Here is a 26,787-nt window from a genome sequence, read left to right as displayed (position 1 = left end):
GACGTCGGCAGGAGGGGGTCTTTCTGGGCCTCGCTGCCCGCCGTTCCGATGCATCCCGGTGCGCCGGGCCGGCGCGGACGGCCGCGGCTCGGCGGGTCCTAGCAAGGTTTATCCAGTTGAGCCGCTACAGAATCCATGTCGTCTCGGAGATGTGTGGCGTGTCCTCGGCGACGCTGCGCGCGTGGGAGCGCCGTTATGGCGTGCCGTCGCCCGCGCGCACGGCGTCGGCGTATCGCCTGTACAGCGACGACGATGTGGCGGTGATCAAGAAGATGCGCGACCACGTGAACGGCGGGATCGCCGCGGCCGAGGCGGCGCGCATGGTGCTCGAGGCCGCGGGGCCGCGGGCGCCGGTGGGCATGAGCGGCGGCGACGCGTTCGCCGGGGCGAGCGAGCGCATCGTCGACGCCGCGGTCCGGTTCGATCCCGACGGCCTCGAGGCCGAGGTGAACCGGGCCCTCTCGCTCGGCCCGGCGGTGACGATCTTCGAGCGCGCGCTCGGCCCGGCGCTCGAGCGCATCGGCGATCTCTGGCACGCGGGGAAGATCACGGTCGCACAGGAGCACCTCGCCTCGCAGGTCCTCGGCGCGACGCTGCTGCACCTCCTTCGGCTCGCGCAGCCTGGCGAGAGCGGGCGGCGCGTGCTGCTCGCGGCCTTCGCCGACGAGGATCACGTGCTCGGGCTGTTCGGCATCGGCCTGCGCTTCTGCTCGTGGGGCTTCCGCTCCGTCGTGCTCGGCGCGAGGACGCCGCCCGCCGCGATCGCGCGGGCGGTCGAGGCGCTCGCGCCGGACCTCGTCGCGCTGACGGTCGCGATCCCGCCGCTCCCGCCGTCGGCGCGCGAGCTCATCGACGCCTACGCGGACGCGTGCCGGGGCGTGCCGTGGATCGTGGGCGGCGCGGGCGCCGGGGCGCTCCGGCCCTTCATCGAGGCGCGCGGCGGCCTCGTGGCGGCCGCGGAGGCGGCGGAGATCCGCGCGCAGGTCGAGTCCGCGCTGCACGCGCGGCGGCGCCGCAAGGACGGGCGCTGAGCGCGCGCCCCGCCGGCCGGGGCGTTCGTTGCGGTCAGCCCTCGACTTCCTTGCGGAGCAGCTCGAGGACCCTGCTCTGCGACTCCGGCTTGAGGGCGCCCTCGGCCGCGAAGAGCACGTGGCCGTTCTTGCCGACCACGACGACGTTGCTGACGCCGCGGCGGAGCTTGTAGGCCGTGCGGAAGGAGCCGTCCCAGTCGCAATAGATGGTCCCGCCGACCTTCTTCGACTCCTCCCGGATGGCGTCCTTCACGAAGCCTCTCGCCGGCCAGAAGTCGTACGAGCTGACGTCGGCGATCGCGGCGACGGCGATGCCTCGCCGGTAGCGGTCGCCCTTCGTGAGCTTCGCCAGCGCGTCCTTGAGCGCCTGGTTCTGGGTCTTCGAGTCCTTGTCCTCGTAGACGATGAGGATCGGCTTGCCTTGAAGCGCCTTGAGCTGGAGCGCGCGGCCGTCCGCGTCCTCGATGCGGGCGTTCGGCGCCCGGTCCCCCTCCGAGGGCAGCGCCAGCGCGGCGCCCGAGATCAGCGCCAGGGACAGCGCCGCCGCAGAGGAGACCGAGCGGAGGCGGGCGGCGAGGACGCCGCGGGGGCGGGAGGCGGGCGGGCAGGGCTGCATGTCCGGGTTTCTAGCGCTTTCCGGGATGCGCTCCCAGGGCTGTTCGAGGTGTTCGAGGCGGCTGCTCCGGCGGGCGCCGGCGTGGCTGGCTCTACCGGGCGCCGGCGTGGCTGGCTCTACCGGGCGCCGGCGTGGCTCAGCCCGCGGGGCGGTAGCCGCCGGGAGCCGCATGGATCGGCTCCGGAGAGCCGGAGAGGTCGCGCTCGCCCGCCTTTCCTTTCGGTCGGACGAGTCCGGTTGCCATCGCCACTCCCGCCGATCTGCCTCGGGGGGACGACGGCGCGCCGTGCTCTTGACACCCCACGTGCCGTGCAAAGATTGGGCGGTGCGAAGAGACCGGCTCTCGGAGCCAAGGTCCCGTAACGCTACAACAAATCGGCCGTCGCGAGCAGGTTGACGGCGCCGCGGGCGGAGCCCCGGCGCGCGCCGCGCGCGGCGGTCATGGAGGATTGACCATGCTGCACCGAACCACGGATTTCGATCGCGCGTTTGCCATGATGGATGAGCTTCGCCGGCGCCTCGATTGGGTGTTCGAGGAGGCGGACGCGCCCCGCGCGTCGCTCCGCGGTGACTTCGACCAGACGTCCCGGTACGTGGGTGGTCCGCGCGTCTACCTGTTCGACACGGGGAGCGCCCTTGTCGTCAAGGCCGATGTTCCGGGTCTGACGGAGAAGGATGTCCAGATCTCGCTGAATCAGGACGTCCTGACGGTGAGCGGCGAGCGCAAGTCGGATACGCCGGAGGGCTACCTCGTCCACCGCAAGGAGCGGGGCGCGGTGCGCTTCAGCCGGAGCTTCACGCTGCCGAGCAAGGTCGATCCGGAGAAGACGACCGCCGTGCTGAAGAACGGCGTGCTGACGCTCACGCTGAACAAGGCCGCCGAGGCGCAGCCGCGTCAGATCGCGGTGACGGCCCGCTGAGGGAGCCGGTAGCTGAAGAACGAAGAAGAGGAACGAAGAAGAGGAGAGCGACGATCTGCGACGAGCGGATCTGGCGTGTCCCGAGGAAGGAGCGATGAACATGAGCACCGATCGCAGCTTGACCCACCGTGCCGAGAGCAACCCCGAGAAGATCCAGCAGCGCCCCGCCGTGGCGCCGGCGGTCGACATCTACGAGAGCGCCGAGGAGCTCCTGGTCGTGGCCGATCTCCCGGGCGTGACGCAGGATCGCCTGGCGGTCCGCGTGGAGAAGGGGGAGCTCACGTTCGAGGGCCGGCGGACCGAGGCGGCCGAGCGGGAGCAGGGCGTCGAAGGCCTGCCGGACTTCCGCCGCAGCTTCGTGGTCCCGCAGGGCATCGATTCCGAGAAGATCTCCGCGGATCTGCGGGCGGGCGTCCTGCGGATCCACCTGCCGAAGAGCGCGTCGCTCAAGCCGCGTCAGATCCCGATCAGCGCGAGCTGAGGCGGTGTGCCAGGTATCGAGGCACCGTGTCGCCGATCACCGACGGCCCCCTCCGGGGCGGCGCCGGGGCGGCGCGCGGTGCCTTTCGCGCCTACGAAGTCGAGACGAGGGGGCGCTGACGTGTAGCGTGCGCAGCTTGGAGTCACCACATCACCGAGGACCGGCGTGTAACGTGGCGCGATATCTTCATGCTGCATCGCTGTGCGCGCAGGCTCAAGGATCTGGTGGTGGATCAATAGCCTTTGACCGTCAGTGTCCAGGTGGCCTCGCTCCCGCACGCGGTACCCTCGACGTGTCGGACCTCGATGGCGAACCAGAGGTGATCGTCGGGACCGGCGCGATCGTTCCAAGTGGTCGTGAACGATTCAGGTGTGCCTTGCCCTCTCACGCCGGACGCGAAGCAGTCCGGGGCATCGACTTCAAGTTCTCCCGGATATACTATCAGATCGAAGTTCATCCCCGGCGGAGAGGTGAGCGTGGCCTTGAAGACCTCGGAGCCAGGAACGTTGAACTTGTCGACGACGTAGACCTTGAACCACTTCGACGTTGTCCCCCTCTCCGTCAGCGTTACCGAGTCGCCGCCGTCATCGCCCGAGATCTCGCCGAGATCCTCTGCTCCAGTGCACGTGTTCGGCGCCGCATAGTCGCACTCGACCACCGCTCCCCCACCACCGCCGTCGCCCCCACCGCCTTCGTTGCTCTCGCCCTCGCCCTCAACGCCGCCGGCCCCGGTGGAGCCGACGCTCACGCTCGAGCTAGAGCTCGAACTCACGGACAGGTCTTCCCCTCCGGCGCCGCCATCACCGCCGAGTCCGCCTCCGCCGGCCTGCTCCTCGTAATAGCCGGGCAACAGATCGTCGGTGCCGTTGGCGCACGCGGCGAGGGTGAGAAGGACCGCAGGAACGACAAGCAGCCGGCCGGGCGTGTGCATTGCACGCATTCTATCTGCTCTCGCGACAGCGGTCCAAGGAAGCCACGAGGCAACGTGAGATACCGTAGCGTCGTTCATCACCGCCGGAAACGGCGACAACCGTTCAAGTTGTTTTCATTACTACGAACCTGAATTTCCGCGAACATCGATGAGGACTCGGCCCGAAACGACGGGCGGGAACGTCCACGATACACATCTGGAACTCGATGCCTCGCGTGTCGTCGTAGAACGAGAATGAAACCGCGCCGCCTGGCCCGCCCCGATGACCCCTCCACACGAGCGCGGCCCGGGCCGGGCCAGGGGCACCGCGCCGCACCACGCCGCCGCGCTCCCGCTCCCGCCCGCCACGGCCACGGGCCCGCGCCGTCCCGGCTGGTGTCGGCGCGCTTCCGCGACGTCCCGCATTTCGGTAGTCTCGGCGCCGCTGAAGCCCGCCCTCGACGCCTTGCTCTCACTGCGCGCGAAGACGCTGCTGGCGATCGCCGCCACGCTGCTCGGGCTCAGCTTTGCCTTGTACGGCGTGTCCTCGAGGGCGCTCCTCGCCAACTCGATGGCCGCCGAGGCGCAGGACACCCGCCGTACCGTGCAGGTGGCGCTCAACCTCTTCCGCCAGGCCAGCAGCGACTTCAACGCGCGCTGGACCGACTGGAGCCAGTGGGATGACGCCTACGCGTTCGTACAGGACGGCAATCAAGAGTTCGTCCGCTCGAACCTCGTCGCCCAGCTCTTCGACATCGCCCGGATCGATCTCGCGGTCTTCGCCGGCGCAGACGGAACCCCCGTGTACAGCACCGGCTACGACCACGCCACGAAGAGCTGGGCCCCCCTGCCGCGCGGCATCGCCGAGCGGCTCCGCGTCGGCGATCTCCTCTTCGGGCGGGACGCGCCCAGCAGCGCCGTCCGAGGCGGCATCGTCCTCCTCCCGGACGGGCCGATGCTCCTCTGCTCCCAGCCGAGCGTCGGCAGCTCAGGCCGCGGACCGGTCGCCGGCACCGTCACGTTCGGGCGCTTCTTGACCGACGCCGAGATCAAGCGCCTCACCGAGCCCGCCGGCCTCTCGCTCGCCGTGCACCGCCTCGACGATCCCCAGCTGCCCGACGACTTCCGCGAGGCGCGCGCCGCCCTGTCCGACCGCGACCCGATCCTCGTCCACCCGCTCGGCGGCGACAGGATCGCCGGATACACCGTCCTCAACGACATCGACGGCAAGCCGGCGCTGCTCGTGCGCGTGGACAACGACCGGGCCATCCTCAGGATGGGCCATGACACACTGCGTTATCTCGTGCTCGTGACCGTGGTCGTGGGCCTGGTCTTCGGCGGCGTCACGCTGCTGCTCCTGGAGAAGCTGGTGCTGTACCGGCTCGCCCGCCTCAGCCGGGAGGTCACGGAGATCGGCGGCGTCGGCGACCTCTCGGCGCGGGTCGCGATGCCGGGCACCGACGAGCTTTCGCGCCTCACCGGCTCGATCAACGGCATGCTCTCGGCCCTGGAGGCGAACGCGCGGCGGCAGAGCCAGCAGAAGGCGGCGCTCGAGCAGGCCAAGGCGGCGGCCGAGCAAGCTCACGAGCGCTCGGACCGGCTCCTCCTCAACATCCTGCCGAGGACGATCGCCGATCAGCTGAAGGAGCAGGAGCAGCTCATCGCCGAGCACTTCGAGGAGGTGACCGTCCTCTTCGCGGACATCGCGGGCTTCACCCCGCTCGCCGCGCGGCTCCCCCCGGCGGAGCTCGTCGGCCTGCTCAACCGGATGTTCTCCTCGTTCGATCAGCTCGCCGAGCAGCACGGCCTGGAGAAGATCAAGACCATAGGAGACGCCTATATGGTCGTCGGCGGGCTGCCGGCGCAGCGCCCCGATCACGCGAGGGCCATCGCGCGGATGGCGATCGCCATGACGCACACCGTGCGCCAGTTCGTCGGCGACGACGGCGAGCCGTTCCAGCTCAGGATCGGCATCAACACCGGGCCTGTCATCGCCGGCGTGATCGGCAAGAAGAAGTTCAGCTACGATCTCTGGGGCGACGCGGTCAACGTGGCGAGCCGCATGGAATCGAGCGGAGAGCCCGGCCGGATCCAGGTGAGCGAGGCGAGCTATTCCCTGCTCGCGCGAGATTTCCTCCTCGAGGAGCGGGGCCTCGTGGCGATCAAGGGCAAGGGCGCGATGAAGACCTATTGGCTCATCGGCGAGAACACACCGCAGTAGCGCGGCGCGCCGGCGCTCGTCCGCGCTCGTTACCCCGCGCGTTACCCCGCGATTGACAGGCCCCCGAGCGATTGACGGGGCCCCCGGCCGATTGACAAGGCCAGGCGGGCGTGCAATGGCTGCCCGCCCGATGTCAGACCAGGAGCGACGCGCCCTCATGGACAAGCAGGCCCCGAACGAGACGACGCTTCCCGTCACCGTCCGCGAACCGGGCCCCGGAGAGGACCGCGACGAGCTCGTGCGCCTCCTCTTCGGCGACGCCGCGGCGTCGGCCAGGCGGCCCGAGGAGTACGAGGCGCGCTATCCCCGGCGCGCGCTGCCCAAAGGCGCGATGGTCACCCGCTACGCGCCGAGCCCGACCGGGTTCATGCACATTGGCGGCATCTTCGTGTCGCTCATCAACAAGCGGCTGTCGCTCCAGAGCGAGGGCGTCTTCTACCTCCGCCTCGAGGACACCGACGTGAAGCGCGCCATCCCCGGCGCGCTCGACACCATCGTCGACTCCCTCGCGCGCTTCGATCTCTCCCCTCAGGAGGGCGTGCTCCGCGCGCCGGCGAAGGACGGAGACCCGTCGTCGCGAGGCGAGTTCGTGCAGCAGGGCAGCTACGGCCCCTATATCCAGACCGAGCGGGTCGAGATCTACCGGGATTACGCGATCGATCTCATCCGCCGCGGCTTCGCCTACCCCTGCTTCTGCACGGTCGAGGAGCTCGACGCCATCCGGCAGGAGCAGATGGCCCTCACGGTGAAGCCCGGGGTCCACGGCCGGTGGGCGAAGTGGCGCGACGCGCCGCTCGCCCGGGTGAAGGAGGCGCTCGCGGGCGGCACCCCGTTCGTGCTCCGGCTGCGCGCCCCGGACGACGTCTCCGGCCGCGTCGAGTGGAAGGACGGCGTGAAGGGCGTCATCTCGATGCCCGTCAACGATCTCGACACCATCCTCCTCAAGTCGGACGGCATCCCGACGTACCACTTCGCCCACGCGATCGACGATCACCTGATGCGCACGACGCACGTGATCCGAGGCGACGAGTGGATCTCGTCGATGCCGCTCCACCTGCAGCTCTTCCGCACGCTCGGCTTCAGGCCGGTCGAGTACGCCCACGTCCCGCCGATCCAGAAGCTCGATCGCGTGGAGGAGGTCGACCCGGAGACGGGCGAGACGAAGGTCTCGGACGCGCGGCGCAAGCTGAGCAAGCGCAAGGACCCCGAGGCGAACATCGCCTATTACCGGGAGATCGGCGTCCCCGAGACAGGCACCATCGAGTACCTCCTCAACATCGCCAACTCCGCGTTCGAGGACTGGCGCAAGGCGAACCCCGACAAGCCCTACTCCGCCTTCCCCCTCAAGCTCAACAAGCTCGCCCCCGGCGGCGCGCTGAGCGACATGGTGAAGCTGAAGAGCGTGAGCCAGGCGGTCGTGAGCCGGATGAGCGCCGAGGACGTCTATGCCCAGGGCCTCGACTGGGCCAGGGAGCACGACAAGGAGCTCGCCGCGCTGATGGAGCGAGATCCGGAGTACACGAAGCGCGCGCTCGGCATCGAGCGCGGCGGCAAGAAGTCGAACAAGCGCATCACCACGTGGCCCGACCTGCGGCCCCAGCTCTTCTTCTTCTACGACGAGCTCTACGACCGCGTCGACGCGCTCGATTTCCCCGAGAACGTCCCGGAGGGCGATCGCCAGCCGCTGCTCCGGCAGATGCTCGACACGTTCGACCCGGCCGACTCGAAGGAGGCGTGGTTCGAGAAGATCCGGCAGATCGCGGTGGCCTCGGGCTACGCAGGCGAGGTGAAGCAGTACAAGGCCTCTCCCGAGTCGTGGAAGGGCCATGTCGGCGACGTCTCGATGCTCCTCCGGGTCGCGGTCTGCGGGACGAGGAACAGCCCTGATCTGACCGAGGTCATGGCGGTGCTGGGCGAGCCGCGCGTGCGGGCGCGCATCGCGCGCTTCCTCTGAGGCGCGGCGTGACGGGCCCGCGGGCCGCGCGACGAGGGCGCGGCCGGCAGCGGCAGGAGGAAGAGCGATGAGCGAGGTGTGCCGGTTCGCCCCGTCGACCACCGGGCCCGCCCACCTCGGCACGCTCGCCGCGGCGCTGCTCTGCTGGCTGGACGCGCGGTCGCGGGGCGCGCGGCTGGTCCTCCGGCTGGAGGACCTCGATCCCGACCGCTGCCGGCCCGAGTTCGCGCGCGCGATCGAGGAGGATCTCGCGTGGCTCGGGCTCGATTTCGACGAGCGCGTCGAGCAGCACGCGCGGAGGGCGCACCACGAGGCGGCGATGGACCGGCTCGAGGCGCTCGGCGCGCTGTACCCCTGCTCCGCGACGCGCGAGGAGGTGCGCGCGATCGGCCGGCGCGCCCCGGACGGCGGCTTCGCCTACGACAACCGCGCGCGCGGCCGCGCGCTGCCGCCCGGCGGGTGGCGCGCGAGCGTGGAGCCGATCCGGGCGCGGCTGCCGGACGGCGTGTTCCGGCCCCTGGACGAGGGCGGGCTCGACCTGTCGCAGGAGCCCGCGCTCGCGATGGGCGATCCCGTGGTTCGCCGGCGCGACGGCGCCTTCTCCTACCAGCTGGCGGTGGTGGTCGACGACGGCGCGGCGGGCGTCACGCGCGTCGTCCGGGGGCGCGACATCGCGCCGAGCACCGCGACGCAGGCGGCGCTCCAGGCGCTGCTCGGGCTGCCAGCCCCGGTCTACCGGCACCACCTGCTCCTCTTGGAGGAGCGCGGCGGCAAGCTGGCGAAGACGCACGGCGCGGCGCGCGGGGCGGCGCTCGCCCGGAGCGCGCCCGCGCTCACCGGCGCGCTCGCCTGCTGCGTCGGCCTGCGGGATCGCCCCGATCCCTGCACGCCGGCGGAGCTGCTCCGCGAGTTCGACTGGTCGCGCGTCGCGACCGCGGACCGCGTCGTGAGCCTCCGCGACGGCTCGCTCACGCTGACGGCGAGCGGGCCCTGAGCGGCGCGTGGATCAGGCGGGCAGCGGCGAGGCGGCGCGCCCCAGCATCGGGAGCCACGTGAGGATCGCGTTCGGCCGCGGGAAATCGTCGTCGTCGTCGTCGTCGCGCCGGCCCTCACGCCCGCGGCGGGAGCGGCTGCCAAACAGCGTCCAGGCGCGCCACGCCTGCTCGGCGAGGTCGCGCGCCCGTCCCGACGAGGTGTCATGTCCAGGGAGCATCATGTGTGGCTGCCGCTTACCACAGGTTCAGGTCGGCGCGCCAGTGTTCCAGGCTGAGGCCACGCGAACGTGACCGTCCCGATGACCGGCCGTGGTCCCCGGACCGTCCCAGCTCTCCCTCACAGTGCCCGGGATGCAACCCCTCCACGGCGCACAGGACGCAGCGACCTGGCGCTCGACTCCCGGCTCGTCACCGCGGCACCGCAGCCTGGCGACCCTCGCAGGAATGCGCCATGAACGCCGCCCGGACTCGTTCATGGCCACCGCCCCCGCCGCCCTGAAGCCGTCGTCGCCCTTCGCCGCCTTCACGTCGCGGGATTTTTGCGTTTACGCGGCGGCCCGCCTCCTGGCCACGGTGGCCTACCAGATGCAATCGGTCGCCGTGGGGTATCAGATCTACGACCTCACGCGAGATCCGCTCGCGCTCGGTTATGTGGGGCTCGCCCAGTTCCTCCCTGTCGCGGGGCTGTCCCTCGCGTCCGGGCATGCGGCGGATCGCTTCGATCGGCGGCGGATCCTCGTCCTTTGCTACCTCACCTCGGCGCTCGCGGCGCTCGCGCTCTTCTTCCTCGCGCGCTCGCCGAGCCCGAACCTGCCTGCCATCTACGGCGTCCTCGTGCTCCTCGGCACGGTGCGCGCCTTCCAGGGGCCGGCCGGCTCGGCGCTCCTGCCGACGCTCGTGCCGACGGAGCACTTCCAGAACGCGGTGACGTGGCAATCGACGCTCTGGCAGGTCGGCGCCATCGGCGGGCCGAGCCTGGGCGGGCTGCTCTACGCGCTCTGGAAGGCGCCTGCGCCCGTGTACCTGAGCGCGAGCCTCGCGCTCGCCGCGGCGTGCGCCGGGCCCCTGGCCGTGCGGGCGCCCGCCGGCCGCCTGGAGAGGAAGCCGCCGTCGCTCGCCACGGCGCTCGCCGGGCTGCGCTACGTCTACCGGAAGAAGGTCCTCCTCGCGTCGATCTCGCTCGACTTCGTGGCCGTCTTCCTGGGCGGCGCGGTCGCGCTGCTGCCCATCTACGCGACCGACGTGCTCGGGGTCGGCCCGCAGGGGTTCGGCTTCCTGCGCGCCGCGCCGGCCGTCGGGGCCGGGCTCATGGCCGTGGTCCTCGCCTTCCGGCCCATCACGCGGCGCGCCGGGCCGAGGATGCTCCTCTGCGTCGGGCTCTTCGGCCTCGCCGCGGTGGTGTTCGGCCTGTCGCGGAGCTTCCCCCTCTCGCTCGTCGCGCTCACCGTGATGGGCGCCGCCGACATGGTGAGCGTCGTCGTGCGGATGACCCTGGAGCAGCTCGCCACGCCGCCCGAGATGCGCGGCCGCGTGAGCGCGGTCAACATGGTGTTCGTCGGCGCCTCGAACGAGCTCGGAGAGCTCGAGTCGGGCACCCTCGCGAGGCTCATCGGGACCGTGCCCACCGTGGTGTTCGGCGGCCTCGGGACGATCGCGGTCGTGCTGCTCTGGGCATGGCTGTTCCCCGAGCTGCGCGCGGTCGATCGGCTCGAAGACACGCGCGCGACCTCCGAGGAAGACGCCGCCGAGAAGGCCTGACGCGCGCCTCGCGTCGAGCGCGCGCAGCACATCATCGCTCCCGGCCCGGTGAGCGCCAGTCGCTCTCTCGAGGACTGGAGAGGGCCACTCCATGCGTGAGCCCCGCGGCGAGAGCGCGAGACAACTCGGCGCGAATTTGACCGCGAGCACACCCGCAATCTCGCGAGGCCGAGCGCAGAAAACGCAGCAAACGCAACAGACGCAACAAACGTAACTGAACACAACCGAACACAAATCCAGTGCGACCCGGTGCGAAAGCGATTGCGCACCACGTACGACGCACCGCTTCCCAGATCATTCGCAATTTGACGAGGACGTTATAATGCACACTGAGCGGCACGCGATCATACAACGCACGACGACAATCCCAGCCAGGCTGTCCGAATTGCTTGACACAGAGGTAGCCCATGACCTTACATGTCTTATGGATACGATAATCGCGTGGGCTGTTGGTATCATGATGACATGGGCCCCGCCTGGGAAGAGCTTCATCAAGGACGCGATCGAGACGCCCGAGGAAGGCCGCGCGCGTTACCACGAGATCGCGCGCGCGGCGGCGAAGGTCGCCTATGATCCCGCATTGAAGCCGCTCTTCGGCGGCCCGCGCGGCCGAGCCGAGACGATGGCGCTGCTCTTGTCGATCGCGTATTTCGAGAGCGGTTACCGTCGCGACGTGGACCTCGGGCTCGGGAAGCTCGCGCGCGGCTCGGGGCTCGACTCCTGTCTGCTCCAGGTCCGCGTCGGCGCCGGCAAGACCCGGGAGGGGTGGTCGCACGAGGATCTCGTCGGGGATCGAGAGAAATGCTTTCGCGCGGGACTCGCGCTGATCAAGGGATCGTTCGGGGCGTGCCGCAAGCAGGAGCCGCGCGATCGGCTCAGCGCATACACGCGCGGCAGGTGCGTCGACAACGACAAGCATTCGAGGGCGCGCATTGGACGCGCGCTGAACGTGCCGCGCGCGCCGATGACGGACGCGGCGGTGCTCGCCGCAATGCCCGGGCGCGCCCCCCTCCCCGCCGCGCCGCCGAGCGCGCCGTCCTCGACCGGAGCGGCCACGACGGTCGCACCAGCCGGAACCGCCGGAAACGACAGCTAAGGCGGCGAGGAATGGGGGGGATTGGCCAGCGCGCGAGCGCGTTGCGATCGCCCCGCGCACGACCGCTCCGGCCACGCCTGACGACCCGCTGGAGGCGCGCTCAGCCCCGGATCAGGTTCGTGGCCGCCTCGGCGGTGAGATAGCTCTTGCTCTTCATTCCCAGGCGGATCGACGACAGGCTCACGTCCATCTCGCCCTGGAGCGCGGCGATCGTCAGCGCGTTGTGGCAGTAGATGTTGATGAGCTTCGGGCTACCGCCGCTCCTCGCGTGCAGCAGCTGCTGCGACGCGAGATCCAGCTGGAGCCCCCGCCTGCTCCCTCCGACCGAGCACATCCTGAAATCGATGTATTCGCTCATCTCCTGCTGGGTCATGCCGGGCAGGAGGAGCGACTGAGCGCCTGAGTAGAGCTCGCGCGGCACGCCGTTCGAGGCCAGGGTCGCGGGGAGATCGGGGGCGCCCACCAGGATCATCGAGAGCCTGCCCGCCGGGGCGCAGCGCAGGATGTCATGGAGCTCCATCAGGAGATCGTGATCCTCCGGATCGACGCCGTCGACGACCAGCACCGCGATCGCGTCCGACCCGGCGCGGAGGAGGGCTTGCCCGAGGAACGCGTCGACGAGGAACTGCTGGCTCAGCGTCGGTGTGATGGCCGTCGCCCCCACCTGCCTGCACAGCGACACGAGCGGCCGCGTCCCGAAGAGCAGCTGCGGCTCGACCGAGAAGACATGGATCCTCGGGACCTTGTTCTTGATCATCTCACAGACGAAGGTCCGGCCGCTCCCCGGCTCGCCCACGAGGATCGCCGGGCGCTGCCCGGCGACGATCTGCGACGCCAGCGTCCTCAGGATCCACGCATAAGGGCCCGCGTCCCAGAAGAAGCTCGGCTGCCGGATGTCGCTGAACGGATAGCCGGTCAGCCCGAAATGATCACGGTAGCTGTACTGGCCGGTGAAGTGCCCGACGGCGGTCGAGCTGCTCACCAGGATCGTGCCCGTCGGCGTCGCGAGCGGGCCTCTCGGCGGCACCGGGAGCTGGCTTATCCTCGTATCGCCGAGATCCACGGGCGCGCCGAGCAGCGCGCTCTTCGGCTCCGACATCTCTCGCGGCCTGACGCTGCTGCGCCGGAGCATCAGCATGTCCTCGAGGAACGCCACGATGTGCCCGGCCGACGGCCGCTCCTGCGGCCTCTTCGCCATGCAGCGGCGCAGGAGCTCCGCGAGGAGCGGGTCGATGTCCGGCATCGCCAGCTTCGGATCCGGGACGGGCGCGTGGCAGTGCGCCTGGAAGCAGCCAGCGAGATCCCGCGCCGAGAAGGGCGTCCTGCCCACGAGCAGATGGTAGAACGTGCAGCCGAGGCTGTAGATGTCCGACGGAGGCGCGATGTCCTGCCCGGTCCATTGCTCCGGGCTCATGTAGAACGGCGTGCCCTCCAGCGTGCGGGCGGAGCTGCTCCCGAGCGGACCGCTCTCCGGATGGGACGCCAGGCCGAAGTCGGCGATCTTGAGCGTCCCAGACGCATTGAGGAGGAGGTTGGCGGGCTTGACGTCGCGGTGGGAGATGCCGTACGACGCCGCGAGCTCGAGCGCCGCCGCGGCCTCGCGCATCTTCTCGATCCCGAACTGCTCCGGCAGGCGGCCGCCGTGCTGCTTGGCCGCCTGCGCCATGGTGAGGCCGTGGACGTACTCCATGGCGATGTAGCGGACGTCCTCGTCCTCGCCGACCTGGAAGATCTGCACCACGTTCGGGTGGAGGAGGCGCGCCGCCGCGCGCGCCTCGCGCAGGAAGCGGTCGCGCCGCTCGGGATCGGTGTCCGCGCTCCCCTTCGCGATCAGCTTCACCGCGACGTCGCGCTGGAGCACGCTGTCCCTGGCCAGGTACACGGCACCCATCGCGCCGATGCCGAGCAGCTGGATCAGCTGGAAGGGTCCCAGCCACTGTCCCGCCAGATGGGTCAGCGTACTCGCAGGCTCCGCGATCATCGGACTCTCATTCCCATCTTGCCATCAAACCCGTGCGCTCGCCGGGCGAATGCGTCGGCTTCCAGTCGGCTTCCAGTCCAGACCCGCTCACGACCCGCAGGAGGAGCTCACAGCTGCCCCGCGCCGGGCCCCGCGTCGCTCCGCGCCCGACCCCGCCCCAGGATGTGTCCCATCGTGAACGCGGAGAGGACGAGGACCGTGACGATGATCGGCACGGCGTAGGTCGCGAGGGACGCGATGTTGGGCGCGGCGCCCGCGCCGGCCGCGCCCACGCCGGCCGCAGCCTTGTCGGCGCCGCCCACCGTCATCAGGATGGCCGTGGCCATCGAGGCGGCGATCGAGAGCAGGGCGATCGCGAGCCCCGCGGCGAGGCCGCTCGGGCCAGTCGGCTCCAGCACGACGGGCGCCGCGGCCGCCGGCGGCGCCATCCCGGGCGAGGCGACCGGGACCGTCACCAGCGGACCGTCCAGCTTGACGTGGACGTTGACGACCATGTCCTGGCCCGCCCACGGGATGACGAGCCCCTGCGGGCTCGCGCTCGCGACGGCAGGGGGCGCTGCGGAGGCCGGGCGCGCCGCCGCCCGGGAGTCTTCGTGGTGGATACCGCTGGTCATCATGGCCTCATGGGCAGGGTTGGTCTGGTAGTGCAGCGTGTCGGCGTCCTCGTCGAGCGGGCCCGGGCGCCGCTTCGCCGGCATCACCTCCGTGACGCTCGACGGCGCCGGCGCGCGCTGCTCCGAGAGGGGCGGCCGCTGCGCGGGCGCCCGCTCCCGCGCGGGCGCGGCGTCGGCCTTGCGACCGCCCCCGCTCGCGACGTGATCTGCGGCCGCCTTCTTCATGACGTCCGCGATCACGCCGTAGACCTCGGTCCATGCCGACTCGACGTCGCGCGTGAAGCCGTCGCCCAGCCCCTCGCGCAGCGTCCAGAGCAGCGCCTCGCCCACCACGTCGTAATGCCGATCGACGACCATGTAGCCGTGGTGCCGCACGCCGAGCGCCTGGAGCACCGGCACGAGCCTGCCCAGGTTGTTCAGCCCGTCGACGGCCACGGCGAGCGTCTGCATGAGCTTCTTCTTCTGCTCGGCCATGTCGTTCTTGAACAGCGGCCGCACCGACGGATCGAGCTCGAAGAGGCGGTCGTAGAAGAGCGCGGCCGCGGCGTCCGAGATGGGCATCACCTTCGCCCACGATCGCTGCACGAGCTCGATGGTGCGCAGGCTGATCGGGGCGCCCACGGGCGCCGCGGCGGGCGCGGGCGCGGGCGGCGGCGGATCGCCCTGCCAGGGCGGCACGACCCCGACGAGCGTCCGCGAGGCCTTGGTCGACGAGGGCGGCGGCACCGACTTCGGCATCTGCACCGACGGCTCCGCGGGCGCCACGCGCTGCGCCGGTTGCTGGGAGCCGATCCGCGGGGCCTCCCTGCCGGCCGGCGCCGGCGAGGGGTGCGCCTGCGCGCCGCCCACGGCCGCGTGGGCCGCGGCGGCCTTCTTCATGACGTCCGAGACCACGCCGTAGACCTCTTTCCACGCGGACTCGACGTCGGCCGAGAAGGAGTCGCCGAGCCCCTCGCGCAGCGTCCAGAGCAGCGCCTCGCCCACCACGTCGTAATGCCGATCGACGACCATATAGCCCTGGTGCCGGACGCCGAGGGCCTGGAGCACCGGCACGAGCTTGGGCAGGTTGTTCAGCCCATCGACGGCCACGGAGAGCGTCTGCATGAGCTTCTTCTTCTGCTCGGCGATATCGTTCTTGAACAGCGGCCGCACCGACGGCTCGAGCGTGAACAGCCGCTCATAGAACAGCGCCGCCGCGGCGTCCGAGATGGGCATCACCTTCGCCCAGGACCACTGCACGAGCTCGATGGTGCGCTGGCTCAGGAGCTCCGGCGGCTGCGCGCTGCGCGCCTTGTTGAGGAACTCGGGCGCGCCGTAGGCCCCCGGCCCTCGCTGGGTGGCAGGCCCCGTGGAGGGCAACGCACGCGCCGCGGGCGCGGGCGCGCTGGCGCTGCGTTGCGGCTTGGCAGCATCCCCCGGCGTCGCGGCGCCGCGCGTGTTGGTCGAGGGTGCGAAGGGATCGTTCGGTTTGGCCATCGTGGTTGTCCGCTGGAGGTTACCGGGAATGCGCCGGTGAGGTGCGCGCCGCGGCGCGCGTGTTCAGAGCACAGGAGCCGCCTCTACCGCCATCCTACATCATGGGACCGGCGCCTGCCTACGGCGCGGCGAGAGGGCCGCGCCGCCGGCGCGAGGCGCCCGTGGAAGCGCGCGCCATGTCCACCAACGCCCGACCAAGGCGCAACGAACGCACGACGAACGCGCTCAGATCGCGGCGACCTCGCCGGGGGCGCGGCGGCGCGGCGAGCGGACCGAGGCCGCGGATGTGGCGCTGGCGAACCGCACCTGTACCGGCCCCGTAGCGCTGCGCACTTCCCGAGCGACACCGCCGACGGACAGGGCATCGGAGCGGCGGCGCGCCGGAGCCGCAGAGAGCGATGGAGTTCGCGCCATCGACGCTCGATGTCCCAGAAGGGGTGAGCGTCTTATCGCCCTTGCGCTCGATCCGCTCCGTGCCGCCGCGCTCCGATGGAACGAGCGGGACCCGGGGCGCGCGAGGCCGCCGGGACGACCAGGACCTCTCCCGAGAGGCACACACGAAGCGAGCAGGCAAAGCGCGCGACGAGCGGCGTTCGCCTGAAGGGGCCGGGCGGCGGGATCGCTCAGACCGCCTGTACGGTCTCCCGCTCGGCGTCGGCGGACAGACCCTGAAAACGAAAAACGCGAGGTGGCCTTTCCGGCCAATCCTCGCGTCCTCTTGCTACTTGTTGCTACTTGGGTCGTGGTTGCGCGGGCGGGATTTGAACCCACGACCTTCGGGTTATGAGCCCGACGAGCTACCAGGCTGCTCCACCGCGCGAGAGGGAATCTACTCACGGCCTCGCTCCGGTCAAGGATTCTCTCACGGCCCGGTGTCGATTGTGTCCACTCCCCTTGCCGATGCCTTCCGATGCCTTCCGAAGCCTTGGTCGACGAGCGCGGCGGCACAGCTCGGCTGCGCTCGAGCGGTCCCTTCGTCCCCCTGCCCCTCAGCCCAGCCAGTCCGGCACGAGGGGCGACGGCGCCGCCGTCGAGATCACCCAGAGCTGGTGCGCCGCGCGCGTCGCCCCGATGTGGAGCAGGTGCCGCGACTCGTCGTCCGCCGGGTAGGTCGACGCATTCACGTCGACCAGCACCACGTAGTCGTACTCGAGGCCCTTCACCTGCCGGACCTCGGTCACCTCGACGCCGGGGCGGAACGCGAACTCGTACGCGCGCACGCGCCGGAGGTTCGGGATCTCCGCCATCCTGAGGGCGTCGTAGTAGACGTCCGCCTGCTCGGGGTGGCGCGCCAGGATCGCCAGCGTCGCGCGGGGCTCGCGCGCGAACAGCGGGCGGATCGCGTCGGCCAGGAACGCGACGGCCGCGCCGGCGCTCGGGAAATGGTGGTGCTCGACCGGCGCCCCGCTGCGCGGGGCGAGGGGCGGCGTCGGATCCGCCAGCGGGCCCAGCACCGCGCGGGCGAACGCGAGCACCTCGCGCGTCGAGCGGTACGCGATGCGCAGCGGCTCGACGTCGACCCGCGACAGGCCGAGGTCGTCGAGCGTCGCCCGCCAGTCGCGGAAGCCGGAGTCCATGAAGAGCCGCTGGGCCGTGTCGCCCGCCAGCGTCACGCTGCGCGGCTCGGCCACGACGCCGAGCAGCACCGCGAGGTCGATCGGCGCGAGATCCTGCGCCTCGTCCACGAAGAGGTGCTCGTAGACGAGCACGTTCTTCCCCTTGCGGAGCTCGCCCCGGAGCAGCTGGTACGCCCGCAGGAGGAGCGCGTCGTCCTCGGGGTCGAGCACCGCGCGGTCGTCGCTCGAGACCTCGCGCCCGTCCCCGCCCCGGTCGTCGTCGTCGTCCGCGGGCTCGTCGGCCATCGCCGCCTTGCGCTCGGCGCGGTCGCCGGGGTCGAGGTCGAGCACGGCGGGGCAGCGGTCCGCGCACCAGCGCCACGCGCGCTTCACCTGCTCCGGGCCGAACTCGGGGTCGCCCGCCGCCTCGAAGGCGGCCATCACCCGGTCGAGATCGGTGAGCACGTCCGCCCAGAACGCGAGGGTGCCGCGCGAGTCGCGCCGCGCCCGCGCGTCGTCCTTGAGCTCCGCCGCGCGCTGCTCGAGGAGGTGGAGCATCGCCGGGTGGGTCTTGTAGCGGGTCACGACCGAGGGCGTGTTCTCCTCGATCGGCGCCTCGAGCCACGGGAACGCGCGCTTCCGGGCCGCGCGCGCCCACTCGGAGAACGTCTCGACCGCGATGCCGCCCAGGCCGAGCGCGGGGAGCGCCTCGCTGATGTACGCGCGGAGCGCGGGGCTGCCGACGATGACGAGCATCTTGTCGGCGGTGAAGCGGCGGCCCCCGTTGTAGGAGAGGAAGGCGAGCCGGTGGACGCCGATCGTCGTCTTGCCGCTGCCGGCGCCGCCCTGGATGACCACGATGCCGGCGTCCGGCTTCGAGATGAGCTCGAACTGCCGCGGGTCGAGGAGCGCCGCGATCTCCGGGAGGTGCCGGTCCTCGCGGGCGTGGAACGCCGCCCCCGTCCCGAGCCCGCCGCGCGCGCCGCCCGCCGCCGCGCGCGCGATGTCGCGCATGTCCTCGGGGCGCACCGCGCTGCCCTGCCCGCCGGAGAGCTCGGTCGCCCGCGTCGCGATCTCGCGGAAGGCGCCCGAGGGCCCGCGCACGAGCGTCCCCTGCGGCGCCGAGATGCGATAGAGCTCGCCGTCGTCGATGGTCACGGTGCGCCGCACGAGCACGGTGCCCTCGACGTCGCGCTCGCCGAAGGTCTCCTCGTACTCCGCGCCCTCCTCGTAGCGGTAGTAGATCTGGCTGACCGGGGCGTGGCGCCAGTCGACGATCCGCACGCCCGCGCTCGCGTCGACGAGCGTCGTGCGCCCGATGAGGACGTCGCGCTCGGGGCGGCCCTTCTCCCGGAGGCGCAGGTGGCCGAAGTAAGGCGACTTCGGATCGACGGGCTCGACGACGTTCTCGTTCCGCCGCGCGGCGATCCCCTGCAGGCGCTCCATCTGCTGCACCAGCGCCGGCACGTCCTCCAGCCGCGCCGCCGCGATCTGATCGCGCAGCGAGAGGAGCTGCTCCTCGTAGTTCTCGGCGGGCGGCGGGCGCGACGGCTTGGTCGCGGCGGCGGCGAGGTGCGCGGTGACGCGGGCGAGCAGCGCCTCCTCCTCGCGGACGATCGCCGCGCCGCGCTCGCTCAGCCCGGCGCCGGGCGCGCCGTCCGCAAGCGTAGGAGACGCGGGTGGCGCGGGCGGCGCGGGCCGGGCGGACGTCGTGAGGGTGGCCGAGGACGGCGCGGTGGACTGCTCTCGGGTGGGCGTGGGGCTCGTAGAACGATTCGCGGTCACGGGGATGCCGATGCGATGGTGGATGAGGTGACAGGCTGAGCCGGAGCGTCAGCACGCCAGACATCCGTCGCGGCCCGTTGACGCAGGAGGGTCGGACCTATTGACCGATCCGGCACAGCTCCGCAACCGCCGCGTGGGGCCCCCCACGCTATCCGCGTTTCGGCGCGTTTTCACGGGCCGGCGCGCGCCTCGACGGAGCGGTTCGCGCCTCGGCGTGCGCCTCGACGGGCCGGCGCGCGCCACGCGAGCGCCCTCGGTGCGTGACGTGCCCCGCGTCCGAGGGCGGATCCGCCGCGGGCGGTGGCGTTCTGGATTGAGGTCACGTGGGCGGACGCCGTACAAGGCAGCGATGCAAAACTGCGCGACCCGGTCCGACCGGCTCCTCGAGCTGATCCTCTTCTCGCTGCGCGATCGCGGGGCGCTCTGCGCGCTGGTCCTCGCCGCCTACCGGGTCGAGCTGACCAGCCTGCTCGACCGCGTCTCCTCGGGATCCATCGGGGACGACGACGATCGGGAGGTCGCGCCGCACGCCCGGGGGGATCGCGCTTCCGGATCCCCGGCGCGCGCCCGCGCCGAGGGGCGCCGTGCGGAGGCCCGGATCAGCGAGGAGGACGCGTTCCTCATCTACGATCTCGCCGGGTGCATCGCCGAGGCGGCGGGCGCGGCTCGCCTCCCGGTCGTCCGCCGCGACGCGCTCGCCCTCCGGGAGAAGGCGGCCGAGGTGCACGCCGGCGGCGAGCGCGCTGAGCGGGACATGTTCGCGGCCGGGCTCAGGGTGATCGACCGGATCCTCGACGCGGCCCGCGCGCAGCCCTCGCCGAGGAGCGAGCCCGCGAGCAAGGACCTGAACTGAGCGGAACCGGGCGGGACCGCGCGGGAGCGTGCACGGCGGGCGCTCCATCGATGGCCTGCTCCCTGCACAGGGTGCCGCCGCGGGGCGCTCCGCCTCGGTCCCTGGGGCGGGCTCGCGTCCCGGCGGGTCGCGCTCGCGCCGAAGGACAGCATGAGCATCCCCTGCGCCGGCTCCCTCTCCGCGCCGCGAACGCTGCGAAGCCCGCTGTGGCGCGCGGCCTCGAGCGCGCCGATGCGCGTCTCCTTCGCCGGGGGTGGCAGCGACCTGCCCGGCATCGCCCGACAGGACGGCGGGCGCGTCGTGGGCACCGCGATCGATCTGCGCGCGCGTGTGATCGTGGAGCCGTTCGATCGAGGCTGGGTGCGGCTCGAGCTCGCCTCGCGCGGCGAGGGACGGGCGGAGCCGCGCCCGACCGAGGGCGCCGGCGGCGCCGGAGGGGCGCGGGTCCTCCTGCGGCGCCGCGCGGATCCTCCGCGCGACGATCTCGCGTTCCGCCTGATCGAGGCGACGCTCTCCGCGGCGGGCGTGGGCGACGGGGTCGCCCTGCGGGTCGAGAGCGAGACGTCGCCCGGGGCCGGCCTGGGCGGCAGCGCGTCGGTGGCGGTGGCGGCGCTGTTCGCGCTGCGCGCCTCGCTCGGAGAGGCCGTGGCGCCGGAGGATCTGGCGCGCGAGGCGGTCGCGATCGAGCGCGAGCGCCTGTGCAACGCGTGCGGCGCGCAGGATCAGGTGTTCGCGGCGTTCGGGGGGCTGCTCGATCTCGCCTTCGACGCCGGCGGCTGCTCGGGGGTGCGGCCGCTCGCGATCGGCTGCCCGGACCTCGTGCCCGCGCTCTCGGCGGGGCTGCTGCTCGTGGACACGGAGGTGCGGCGCGTGTCGGGCGAGGTGCTGGATCGGATGGACGCCGGCTCGGCGTGCGACGCGAAGGGCGAGCTCGTGGCGGCGGCCGGCGAGGTCGCGCGCGGCTTCGAGCTCGGCTCGCTCTCGCTGGTGCTCTCGGGCATGCGCCGGGGCGCGGCCGCGAAGGTGCGCCTCTCGAGGGCGGCGAGCGCGCTCGCGCTCTCGCTGGAGCGGCGGCTCGACGGCCTCGGGGTCGAGGTCCTCCGGGTGTGCGGCGCAGGCGGCGGCGGGCACATCCTCGTGTGGGCGCCCGCCGAGCGCCACGCGCGCATCCTCGAGGCGCTCGGCCCGTGCCTCGTGCGGCGACCCGCGCTCGGCGCCCCCGGCGTGCGGCTCGACGGGGGCTGACGCGGGCCGCGCGGCGCCAGAATACCGCTCACGTTGATCGAGCGAGAAGTGAACCGCCAAGGCGCCAAGGACGCCAAGAGAATCACAAAAATCTTGGCGTCTTATGGCGCCTTGGCGGTTCGAATTCTGCTCTCTTCTGGCGGTTTCAACCCGTTTGTTCCTCTAGGCGCTCGTCCTGAGGCGGGCCTTGCGCGCGCCGCGCTCGAGCGCGAGCGCGATCAGGCGCTCGATCAACTCGCGCGCGGGGATGCCGCTCGCCTCCCAGAGCTTCGGGTACATCGAGATCGCCGTGAAGCCGGGGATGGTGTTGATCTCGTTCACGTAGAGCGCGCGATCGGGCGAGAGGAACAGGTCGACGCGGGCCATCCCCGACGCCTCCAGCGCGCGGAACGCGCGGAGCGCGACCAGCTGCACGGCGTTCGCCTCGGCCGGGGAGAGATCGGCCGGGATCCGGATCGTGGCCCCGTCGGCGTCGATGTACTTCGCGGCGTAGGAGTAGAAGCCGTCGGCGTGCCCGACCACGATCTCGCCGGGCACGGAGGCGATGGGGTCGTCGTCGCCGAGCACGGAGCACTCGATCTCGCGCACGCCCTCGATGCCCTGCTCGCAGACGATCTTCAGGTCGAACTCGAAGGCGTGCTCGACGGCCGCCTCGATCTCGGAGCGCGCCTTGACGCGCCGGACCCCGACGGACGACCCGAGGTTCGCGGGCTTGACGAAGATCGGCCCGAACCCGGCGCTGCCGGGGGCGGAGAGGGCGGCGATCTGGTCGATGCACGCGCCGCGATCGCGGTCCCACGCGGCCCGGCGGAGGGTGACGTGGGGGACGATCGGGATCTCCGCCTCGCGGAGCAGGCGCTTCATCACGTCCTTGTCCATCCCCACGGCGGAGCCGAGCACGCCGGAGCCGACGTACGGGACGCCGGCGAGCTCGAGGAGGCCCTGGACGCAGCCGTCCTCCCCGGTGGGCCCGTGCAGGACGGGGAAGACGACGTCGATCGGGGCGCGGGCGCCGCCCGGCACGGTCAGCGTGGCCTCGCCGGCGGGCCCGGGGTGGGCGTCGAGGGCGATCTCCGGCATCGCCTCGTTCAGCCGGGCGAGGCGGGGGTCGCGCGCCGCGCCGAGGAGCAGCGCCTCTTCCTGGAGCAGCCAGCGGCCGGACTTGTCGATGCCGATGAGCACCGGCTCGAAGCGGTCGCGGTCGAGCGCCTCGACGACGAAGCGGGCGGACAGGAGGGAGATCTCGTGCTCGGCCGAGCGGCCGCCGAAGAGGACGGCGACGCGCACCTTGGCGGGGTTCCGCATGGCGGCACCCTAGCCGCGATCGCGCGCGGGGGTGAAGAAGCCGGCGACTCGAGCGACGCGAGCGACGCGAAGAATGACGGCTACTCGGAGAGGACGCGGAACGACGTGCGGACCGTCGCCATCGCCACGCGTGCGACGTGGCCGTCGGCGAGCTCGACGTCGACGGCGGTGAGCTGGCCCTGGCGCTCGATCAGCCTGGCCACGCTCACCCTGGAGCCCCGGGCGACCTCGGCGCGGGCGACCTTGACGTCCGCGAGCGCCTCCAGCCGAGCGCCGACGGCGATGCCGTTCGCCACCTTTGCCGGCGTCTCCTCGCTCGCGCCCGCCGCTCCGGCGGGGACGACCACGGCCAGCGCCACGACGACCGCAACGATGAGGCCGCCCGTCGTGCTCCTTCGACTGCAGGTGAGCATCGGGCCCGATTCTACGCGGAAGGAGAGCGATGTCACCTGCGTTGTCACCGGATCGGCGGTCCGTCCGGGGAGCCCTCCGCGACGACATCGAGCGCGCCTGTCGGCACGGAACGCAGAGGTGCATCGTCCACCTGGGGCTGCCCACCCGGGCGGGAGCACCGCGCGCTCTGGACGCGCCCGCCCCGGCGAGCTCCGCGACGCGACATCGAGCTCGGTAAAAAGGGTCCCAATCTGCGGACCTCGCTCGTGTCCGAACAAGGCGAGGAGGCATGATGAAGCCGCGATCGCTTATTTCAGTCACAGCCGCGCTGCTGTTTCTCGGCGTCTCGATCCCCGAGGCCGTTGCGGAGGACAAGACACCGACCAAGCAAGAGAATTACAGCTATACGTTCACCGACGATCTTCTGGATGCCTCGAACAGCTCCGCGACCGGCGCCATGCTCCAGGTCCGACAGCCCGGGCGCCGCGACAGGCTGCTCCGGCCGAGACTTCACTTCGTCCCGGAGATGCTCAAGTCGGTCGAAACGATGTGATGGGGAGCGCCGCCTGCTCGACGGAGCAGGAGCCGACGAGGAAAGAATCACGCATCGGTCGATCCGCCCAGCCCACGCGACGGAACGGGCACCGCGCCGAAGCTAGGCTCCTGTCGATTTCCGGCGCCGCTCGCGCGCCTCGCCGAGCTTGAGCACGATCTCGTGCATCCTGCGTTGCTCACTCTCCACCATCTGCTCGAGCTCGCGCTGAAACCATACGCCGAGCGTGCTCTCGATCGGGCGCGGGAGCCCCAGATCGCCCGGCTCATCGGTCATCCAGAGGAGCTGCAGCCCGGAGGCCTCCAGCTGGTTGCGCGCGTACTGCATCGCGAGCTGGATCGCCTGCACACCGTCGATCCCGTACACGCACTTGCTGCATCCGTCGTCCAGGCCCTCGAAGACGACGGGACACGCCCAGTCCACCCCAGGAGGGCTCACCTCGAACGGCCGTCCAATCTTCAAGATGATCTCTCGCCCAGGCTGACCTTCCACGCTGTAGCGACGCTCCGCGATCGGCGAATCCTTCTCATCCATGCGATGAGGCTAGTACGAGAACTCGACCGTGCAATACACGAGCCAGCCAAGGGAGCTGGCATGCACATTTTCCCAGCACCGGCGGCGCATGTTCCGTGGCTGCGCTCGGCAGAACTCCTCCCTGGCTTCGCACGAAGCGAGCGCGAGCGCCTTGCCCTGGCGACAGCGATCACCGCAGGCACGGATCGCGATGGACCGGGGCGATGACGGACGGGAGGATCGCCTCCTTTGCACCAGGAGCGCGGCATCCGCCTGCACGCGAGGGCTCGGCGGGGGAGCGGCACGGAGCCGTGAGATTCTGAGCCGACAATGCGGAGCTCAAGCTGCACCCACACCCAGGAAGATTGAGCTCAGAAGCGCTTGCGCTGCGTCCCGGTGTCCGTCGAGCGACGGTGAACCCGGGCGCCGCGCGGCTTAGACGAGCCCCCTGCTCATCGTCGCTCAGGAGATGCAGCACATGCCAGCTGGCAGCGCATCGTCACAGGCCATGCTACCGAGCTCGTAGAGTCTGTGCGCTCGCGGCCTCTCCTGGGGCCGCATCAGCGCGCTCCCCTGCCCTCGTCGAGGCTACGCGTCTCCGGAGCTCGGCAGCTCGGCCGTGGTCGGCGTGCGGATCCGCCTCGCGGCGGCCGCGGCGGCGACGTTCTTCCGCATGAAGTCGACGACCGGCGCGAGCACGTCCATGACCTTCCGGTCGGTCTGCGCGTGCGTCTTGGCGATGCGGTAGGCGGCATAGAGCGACTCGCGGAACTTGACGGCGGTATAGAGCGTCGAGTCGCCGAGCTCGCCGCCCACCGAGGAGAGGCTCGCCGCGACGTCGCTGAAGAGCAGGTGCTTCTCGATCCGCTCGCGGAGCAGCGCCGTCTCGAAGCGGTTCGGGTCCATGCCTTCGTCCTGATCGGCCAGCGACTCGAACAGGGCCGGCTTCATGTCGACCACGTCGAGCACCTTGTGCAGCATCGCGTGTTCGCCGTCACGCAGCCTAGGCGCGGTCTTCCGCTGCTCCTTGGTGAGCGTCACGAGGCCGGGGAAGAGCTCGTCGAGCTTCTCGACGAACTCGGTGGCGAGGGCCTTCGCCTTCCGGGCCCGCACTCGAAACTCGTCGAGCGGCATGTCTTCCCACGTGGTCCAAGTCGAATCCTTCTTTCGCGGTGCCATGGGTTCCTCCGTCGGATGATGGGGACAAGCAGACGGGCTTAGCCGCCAGCGGCAAGGTTCGCAAGCCGGGGGACCTGGGGAGCACGATCTCGGCAAAGGCACGGTGTGCGGGCGCGAGACTTTCCCTGGAGCGCGAGCGGGGCCTGCGAGGCGCTCGGCTTGGTCACCCCCCACACGCGCCCGGCTCCGACACGCGCGCAGCAGGACCCGCCCGCGATGCGCCCACCCTCGTGGACCCAGGATCGTAGTCATCACAAGCGAGCCAGCCGTCCATCTTCGAGCAGCACCCAGGGAGCTGAGGTCGAGTACGCCTCGACCCCAGCCAGGGGCAAACCAGGTGCATCCGCGAGGACATCGATGCCTTCGCGGAGCTTCATACCACGTTCGGTAAGCCGATACACTCGCGAGAGCATCGGGTGCGAGTCGGATGGCTCTGGCCCTGGCGCACGTTCCACAGCCGCGCCAGCGTCGTGGTCTGCCCAATGCTCTAGCCGGCGTGGCAGGAACAGGTCGCCCGTGCAGGAGAGCGTCCGCCACAAGTCCATTCCAGCCCGCAGGTCGCGCCCAACCACGGCGAGAGGAGTCTGCCACTCCGCAGACAGGATGGTCAGGAGCAGCTCGTCGAATCGACTGAGGCGCAGCGCTCCTTCCGCAGTCCTTCTCGGGAAAAAGGACGAGAGGAGCTCCCACAAGGGCGCGAGTTCTGGAAACCCTTCGACGCCACGTGCGCAATTCTGCGCGAACGGCCTCGGATCTGCTGCCGTGTACTGGCTCCAGAGGCGGACGGCACGCCGGTAGCGTCCGGGCGGCCAGGGACGCGCTTCACCGAGCCGCTCCAGGATCGTCCCCAGCGCGGAGGCGGAGCACCACGTCGGCACGGCAGAGTCGTTGTTGTCCAGCCCTAGGAATGGAGGATCCAGTTCGACGACGACGATGTCCTTGCGGGGGATGGCACGCGTGCGCAGCCTGCTGCAGACTCTCCAGAGCGCCACGCGCTCGCGCAGATTGGTGGACGAAACCCATACGAAAACCACAGGACCTATCTTGCGATCAGCACCGATAGGGTCGTCAAAATCACCCCACCACGCCTGACGCGCAAGAACATGCTCGGACGCACCCACGCGAGACGGCCCAACAAGAACACAGTCGGAGTCGACGACAACGTTGGCGGCACCCAGCGGCGCGATGCGATCCGCCACGCGAGACTCGAAAACCACATGTGTTGCGCTAGCGATATCCACAGCGAAGACACTCACTAGATTCGTACGGCTCGCCGCGAAGGCAATAGTCAAGACAGTCGCGACAGAACGTATGACCGCTTGTCGTTATGCGCGTGCAAGGCCGTCCTTTGG

The 26,787-nt window shown here is 71.0% G+C and carries 22 protein-coding genes and 1 tRNA gene; 11 read left to right on the top strand and 12 right to left on the bottom strand.

Annotated elements, in window-relative coordinates; genetic code table 11:
* Positions 1 to 116 precede the first annotated feature (116 nt).
* A complete protein-coding gene (locus WMF34_RS03165) occupies positions 117 to 1,031 on the top strand; it encodes a MerR family transcriptional regulator (protein ID WP_437992374.1) in 915 nt (304 codons plus the stop codon).
* 34 nt (positions 1,032 to 1,065) lie between these two features.
* On the opposite strand, the gene WMF34_RS03160 is transcribed toward WMF34_RS03165, so the two are convergent.
* Positions 1,066 to 1,647: a YtfJ family protein gene (locus WMF34_RS03160; RefSeq protein ID WP_437992373.1), complete on the bottom strand. Its 582-nt coding sequence runs from the start codon at positions 1,645 to 1,647 to the stop codon at positions 1,066 to 1,068.
* Between the two features lie 455 nt (positions 1,648 to 2,102).
* On the opposite strand from WMF34_RS03160, the gene WMF34_RS03155 reads away from it, so the two are divergent.
* Positions 2,103 to 2,567 carry an Hsp20/alpha crystallin family protein gene (locus WMF34_RS03155; RefSeq protein WP_437992372.1) on the top strand — a complete coding sequence of 155 codons (465 nt, stop codon included), beginning with the start codon at positions 2,103 to 2,105 and terminating at the stop codon, positions 2,565 to 2,567.
* 100 nt (positions 2,568 to 2,667) lie between these two features.
* Positions 2,668 to 3,048 (top strand): Hsp20/alpha crystallin family protein, encoded by a 381-nt coding sequence (locus WMF34_RS03150; protein WP_044967738.1) that lies wholly within the window; start codon positions 2,668 to 2,670, stop codon positions 3,046 to 3,048.
* A gap of 232 nt (positions 3,049 to 3,280) precedes the next feature.
* Here the strand turns inward: WMF34_RS03150 and WMF34_RS03145 are convergent, their stop codons facing one another.
* Positions 3,281 to 3,979, bottom strand: a complete 699-nt coding sequence (locus tag WMF34_RS03145; RefSeq protein ID WP_437992371.1) for a hypothetical protein — start codon at positions 3,977 to 3,979, stop codon at positions 3,281 to 3,283.
* Between the two features lie 445 nt (positions 3,980 to 4,424).
* On the opposite strand from WMF34_RS03145, the gene WMF34_RS03140 reads away from it, so the two are divergent.
* The 3 genes from WMF34_RS03140 (at position 4,425) to WMF34_RS03130 (ending at position 9,127) form a co-directional block, all read left to right on the top strand.
* Positions 4,425 to 6,179 (top strand): adenylate/guanylate cyclase domain-containing protein, encoded by a 1,755-nt coding sequence (locus tag WMF34_RS03140; RefSeq protein ID WP_437992370.1) that lies wholly within the window; start codon positions 4,425 to 4,427, stop codon positions 6,177 to 6,179.
* A 157-nt stretch (positions 6,180 to 6,336) separates the two neighbouring features.
* Positions 6,337 to 8,133 carry a glutamate--tRNA ligase gene (locus WMF34_RS03135; RefSeq protein ID WP_437992369.1) on the top strand — a complete coding sequence of 599 codons (1,797 nt, stop codon included), beginning with the start codon at positions 6,337 to 6,339 and terminating at the stop codon, positions 8,131 to 8,133.
* 67 nt (positions 8,134 to 8,200) lie between these two features.
* On the top strand, positions 8,201 to 9,127 hold the full coding sequence (locus WMF34_RS03130) for a glutamate--tRNA ligase family protein (protein ID WP_437992368.1): 927 nt from the start codon (positions 8,201 to 8,203) through the stop codon (positions 9,125 to 9,127).
* A 12-nt stretch (positions 9,128 to 9,139) separates the two neighbouring features.
* On the opposite strand, the gene WMF34_RS03125 is transcribed toward WMF34_RS03130, so the two are convergent.
* On the bottom strand, positions 9,140 to 9,349 hold the full coding sequence (locus WMF34_RS03125) for a hypothetical protein (protein WP_437992367.1): 210 nt from the start codon (positions 9,347 to 9,349) through the stop codon (positions 9,140 to 9,142).
* A 253-nt stretch (positions 9,350 to 9,602) separates the two neighbouring features.
* On the opposite strand from WMF34_RS03125, the gene WMF34_RS03120 reads away from it, so the two are divergent.
* Together WMF34_RS03120 and WMF34_RS03115 are read left to right on the top strand one after the other, a co-directional pair.
* The gene (locus WMF34_RS03120; protein ID WP_044963835.1) at positions 9,603 to 10,886 is read left to right on the top strand and encodes an MFS transporter; all 1,284 of its coding nucleotides are present in this window, start codon (positions 9,603 to 9,605) and stop codon (positions 10,884 to 10,886) included.
* Between the two features lie 457 nt (positions 10,887 to 11,343).
* Complete coding sequence (locus WMF34_RS03115; RefSeq protein WP_044963832.1) at positions 11,344 to 11,982, top strand: hypothetical protein; 639 nt, start codon at positions 11,344 to 11,346, stop codon at positions 11,980 to 11,982.
* A 100-nt stretch (positions 11,983 to 12,082) separates the two neighbouring features.
* Here WMF34_RS03115 and WMF34_RS03110 read toward each other — a convergent pair whose 3' ends face one another.
* From WMF34_RS03110 to WMF34_RS03095, 4 genes are all read right to left on the bottom strand, one after another.
* On the bottom strand, positions 12,083 to 13,963 hold the full coding sequence (locus WMF34_RS03110) for a protein kinase domain-containing protein (protein WP_012233204.1): 1,881 nt from the start codon (positions 13,961 to 13,963) through the stop codon (positions 12,083 to 12,085).
* 107 nt (positions 13,964 to 14,070) lie between these two features.
* A complete protein-coding gene (locus tag WMF34_RS03105; RefSeq protein ID WP_437992366.1) occupies positions 14,071 to 16,053 on the bottom strand; it encodes a globin family protein in 1,983 nt (660 codons plus the stop codon).
* Positions 16,054 to 16,796: 743 nt separating this feature from the next.
* A tRNA-Met gene (locus WMF34_RS03100) sits at positions 16,797 to 16,873 on the bottom strand.
* Positions 16,874 to 17,042: 169 nt separating this feature from the next.
* Entirely contained in the window at positions 17,043 to 19,394 is a 2,352-nt protein-coding gene (locus WMF34_RS03095; RefSeq protein ID WP_012233202.1) for an ATP-binding domain-containing protein, read from the bottom strand.
* A gap of 349 nt (positions 19,395 to 19,743) precedes the next feature.
* On the opposite strand from WMF34_RS03095, the gene WMF34_RS03090 reads away from it, so the two are divergent.
* Complete coding sequence (locus WMF34_RS03090; RefSeq protein ID WP_044963829.1) at positions 19,744 to 20,247, top strand: hypothetical protein; 504 nt, start codon at positions 19,744 to 19,746, stop codon at positions 20,245 to 20,247.
* A gap of 150 nt (positions 20,248 to 20,397) precedes the next feature.
* On the top strand, positions 20,398 to 21,492 hold the full coding sequence (locus WMF34_RS03085; RefSeq protein WP_012233200.1) for a GHMP family kinase ATP-binding protein: 1,095 nt from the start codon (positions 20,398 to 20,400) through the stop codon (positions 21,490 to 21,492).
* Positions 21,493 to 21,654: 162 nt separating this feature from the next.
* Here WMF34_RS03085 and WMF34_RS03080 read toward each other — a convergent pair whose 3' ends face one another.
* Together WMF34_RS03080 and WMF34_RS03075 are read right to left on the bottom strand one after the other, a co-directional pair.
* Entirely contained in the window at positions 21,655 to 22,797 is a 1,143-nt protein-coding gene (locus WMF34_RS03080) for a D-alanine--D-alanine ligase family protein (protein WP_012233199.1), read from the bottom strand.
* An 80-nt stretch (positions 22,798 to 22,877) separates the two neighbouring features.
* Positions 22,878 to 23,210: a hypothetical protein gene (locus tag WMF34_RS03075; RefSeq protein WP_437992365.1), complete on the bottom strand. Its 333-nt coding sequence runs from the start codon at positions 23,208 to 23,210 to the stop codon at positions 22,878 to 22,880.
* Between the two features lie 269 nt (positions 23,211 to 23,479).
* On the opposite strand from WMF34_RS03075, the gene WMF34_RS03070 reads away from it, so the two are divergent.
* On the top strand, positions 23,480 to 23,743 hold the full coding sequence (locus WMF34_RS03070; RefSeq protein ID WP_049876144.1) for a hypothetical protein: 264 nt from the start codon (positions 23,480 to 23,482) through the stop codon (positions 23,741 to 23,743).
* Positions 23,744 to 23,845: 102 nt separating this feature from the next.
* On the opposite strand, the gene WMF34_RS03065 is transcribed toward WMF34_RS03070, so the two are convergent.
* The 3 genes from WMF34_RS03065 to WMF34_RS03055 all read right to left on the bottom strand — a co-directional run bounded on the left by WMF34_RS03065 (position 23,846) and on the right by WMF34_RS03055 (position 26,634).
* Positions 23,846 to 24,277, bottom strand: coding sequence for a DUF6968 family protein (locus WMF34_RS03065; RefSeq protein ID WP_437992364.1), 432 nt, complete (start codon positions 24,275 to 24,277; stop codon positions 23,846 to 23,848).
* A 567-nt stretch (positions 24,278 to 24,844) separates the two neighbouring features.
* Positions 24,845 to 25,435: a hypothetical protein gene (locus WMF34_RS03060; protein WP_437992363.1), complete on the bottom strand. Its 591-nt coding sequence runs from the start codon at positions 25,433 to 25,435 to the stop codon at positions 24,845 to 24,847.
* A gap of 251 nt (positions 25,436 to 25,686) precedes the next feature.
* Complete coding sequence (locus WMF34_RS03055; RefSeq protein WP_437992362.1) at positions 25,687 to 26,634, bottom strand: hypothetical protein; 948 nt, start codon at positions 26,632 to 26,634, stop codon at positions 25,687 to 25,689.
* Positions 26,635 to 26,787 lie beyond the last annotated feature (153 nt).

The sequence above is a fragment of the Sorangium sp. So ce145 genome, assembly GCF_051525985.1.
GTDB classification, from domain to species: domain Bacteria; phylum Myxococcota_A; class Polyangia; order Polyangiales; family Polyangiaceae; genus Sorangium; species Sorangium cellulosum_B.
This window is presented reverse-complemented; position numbering and strand designations above follow the sequence as displayed.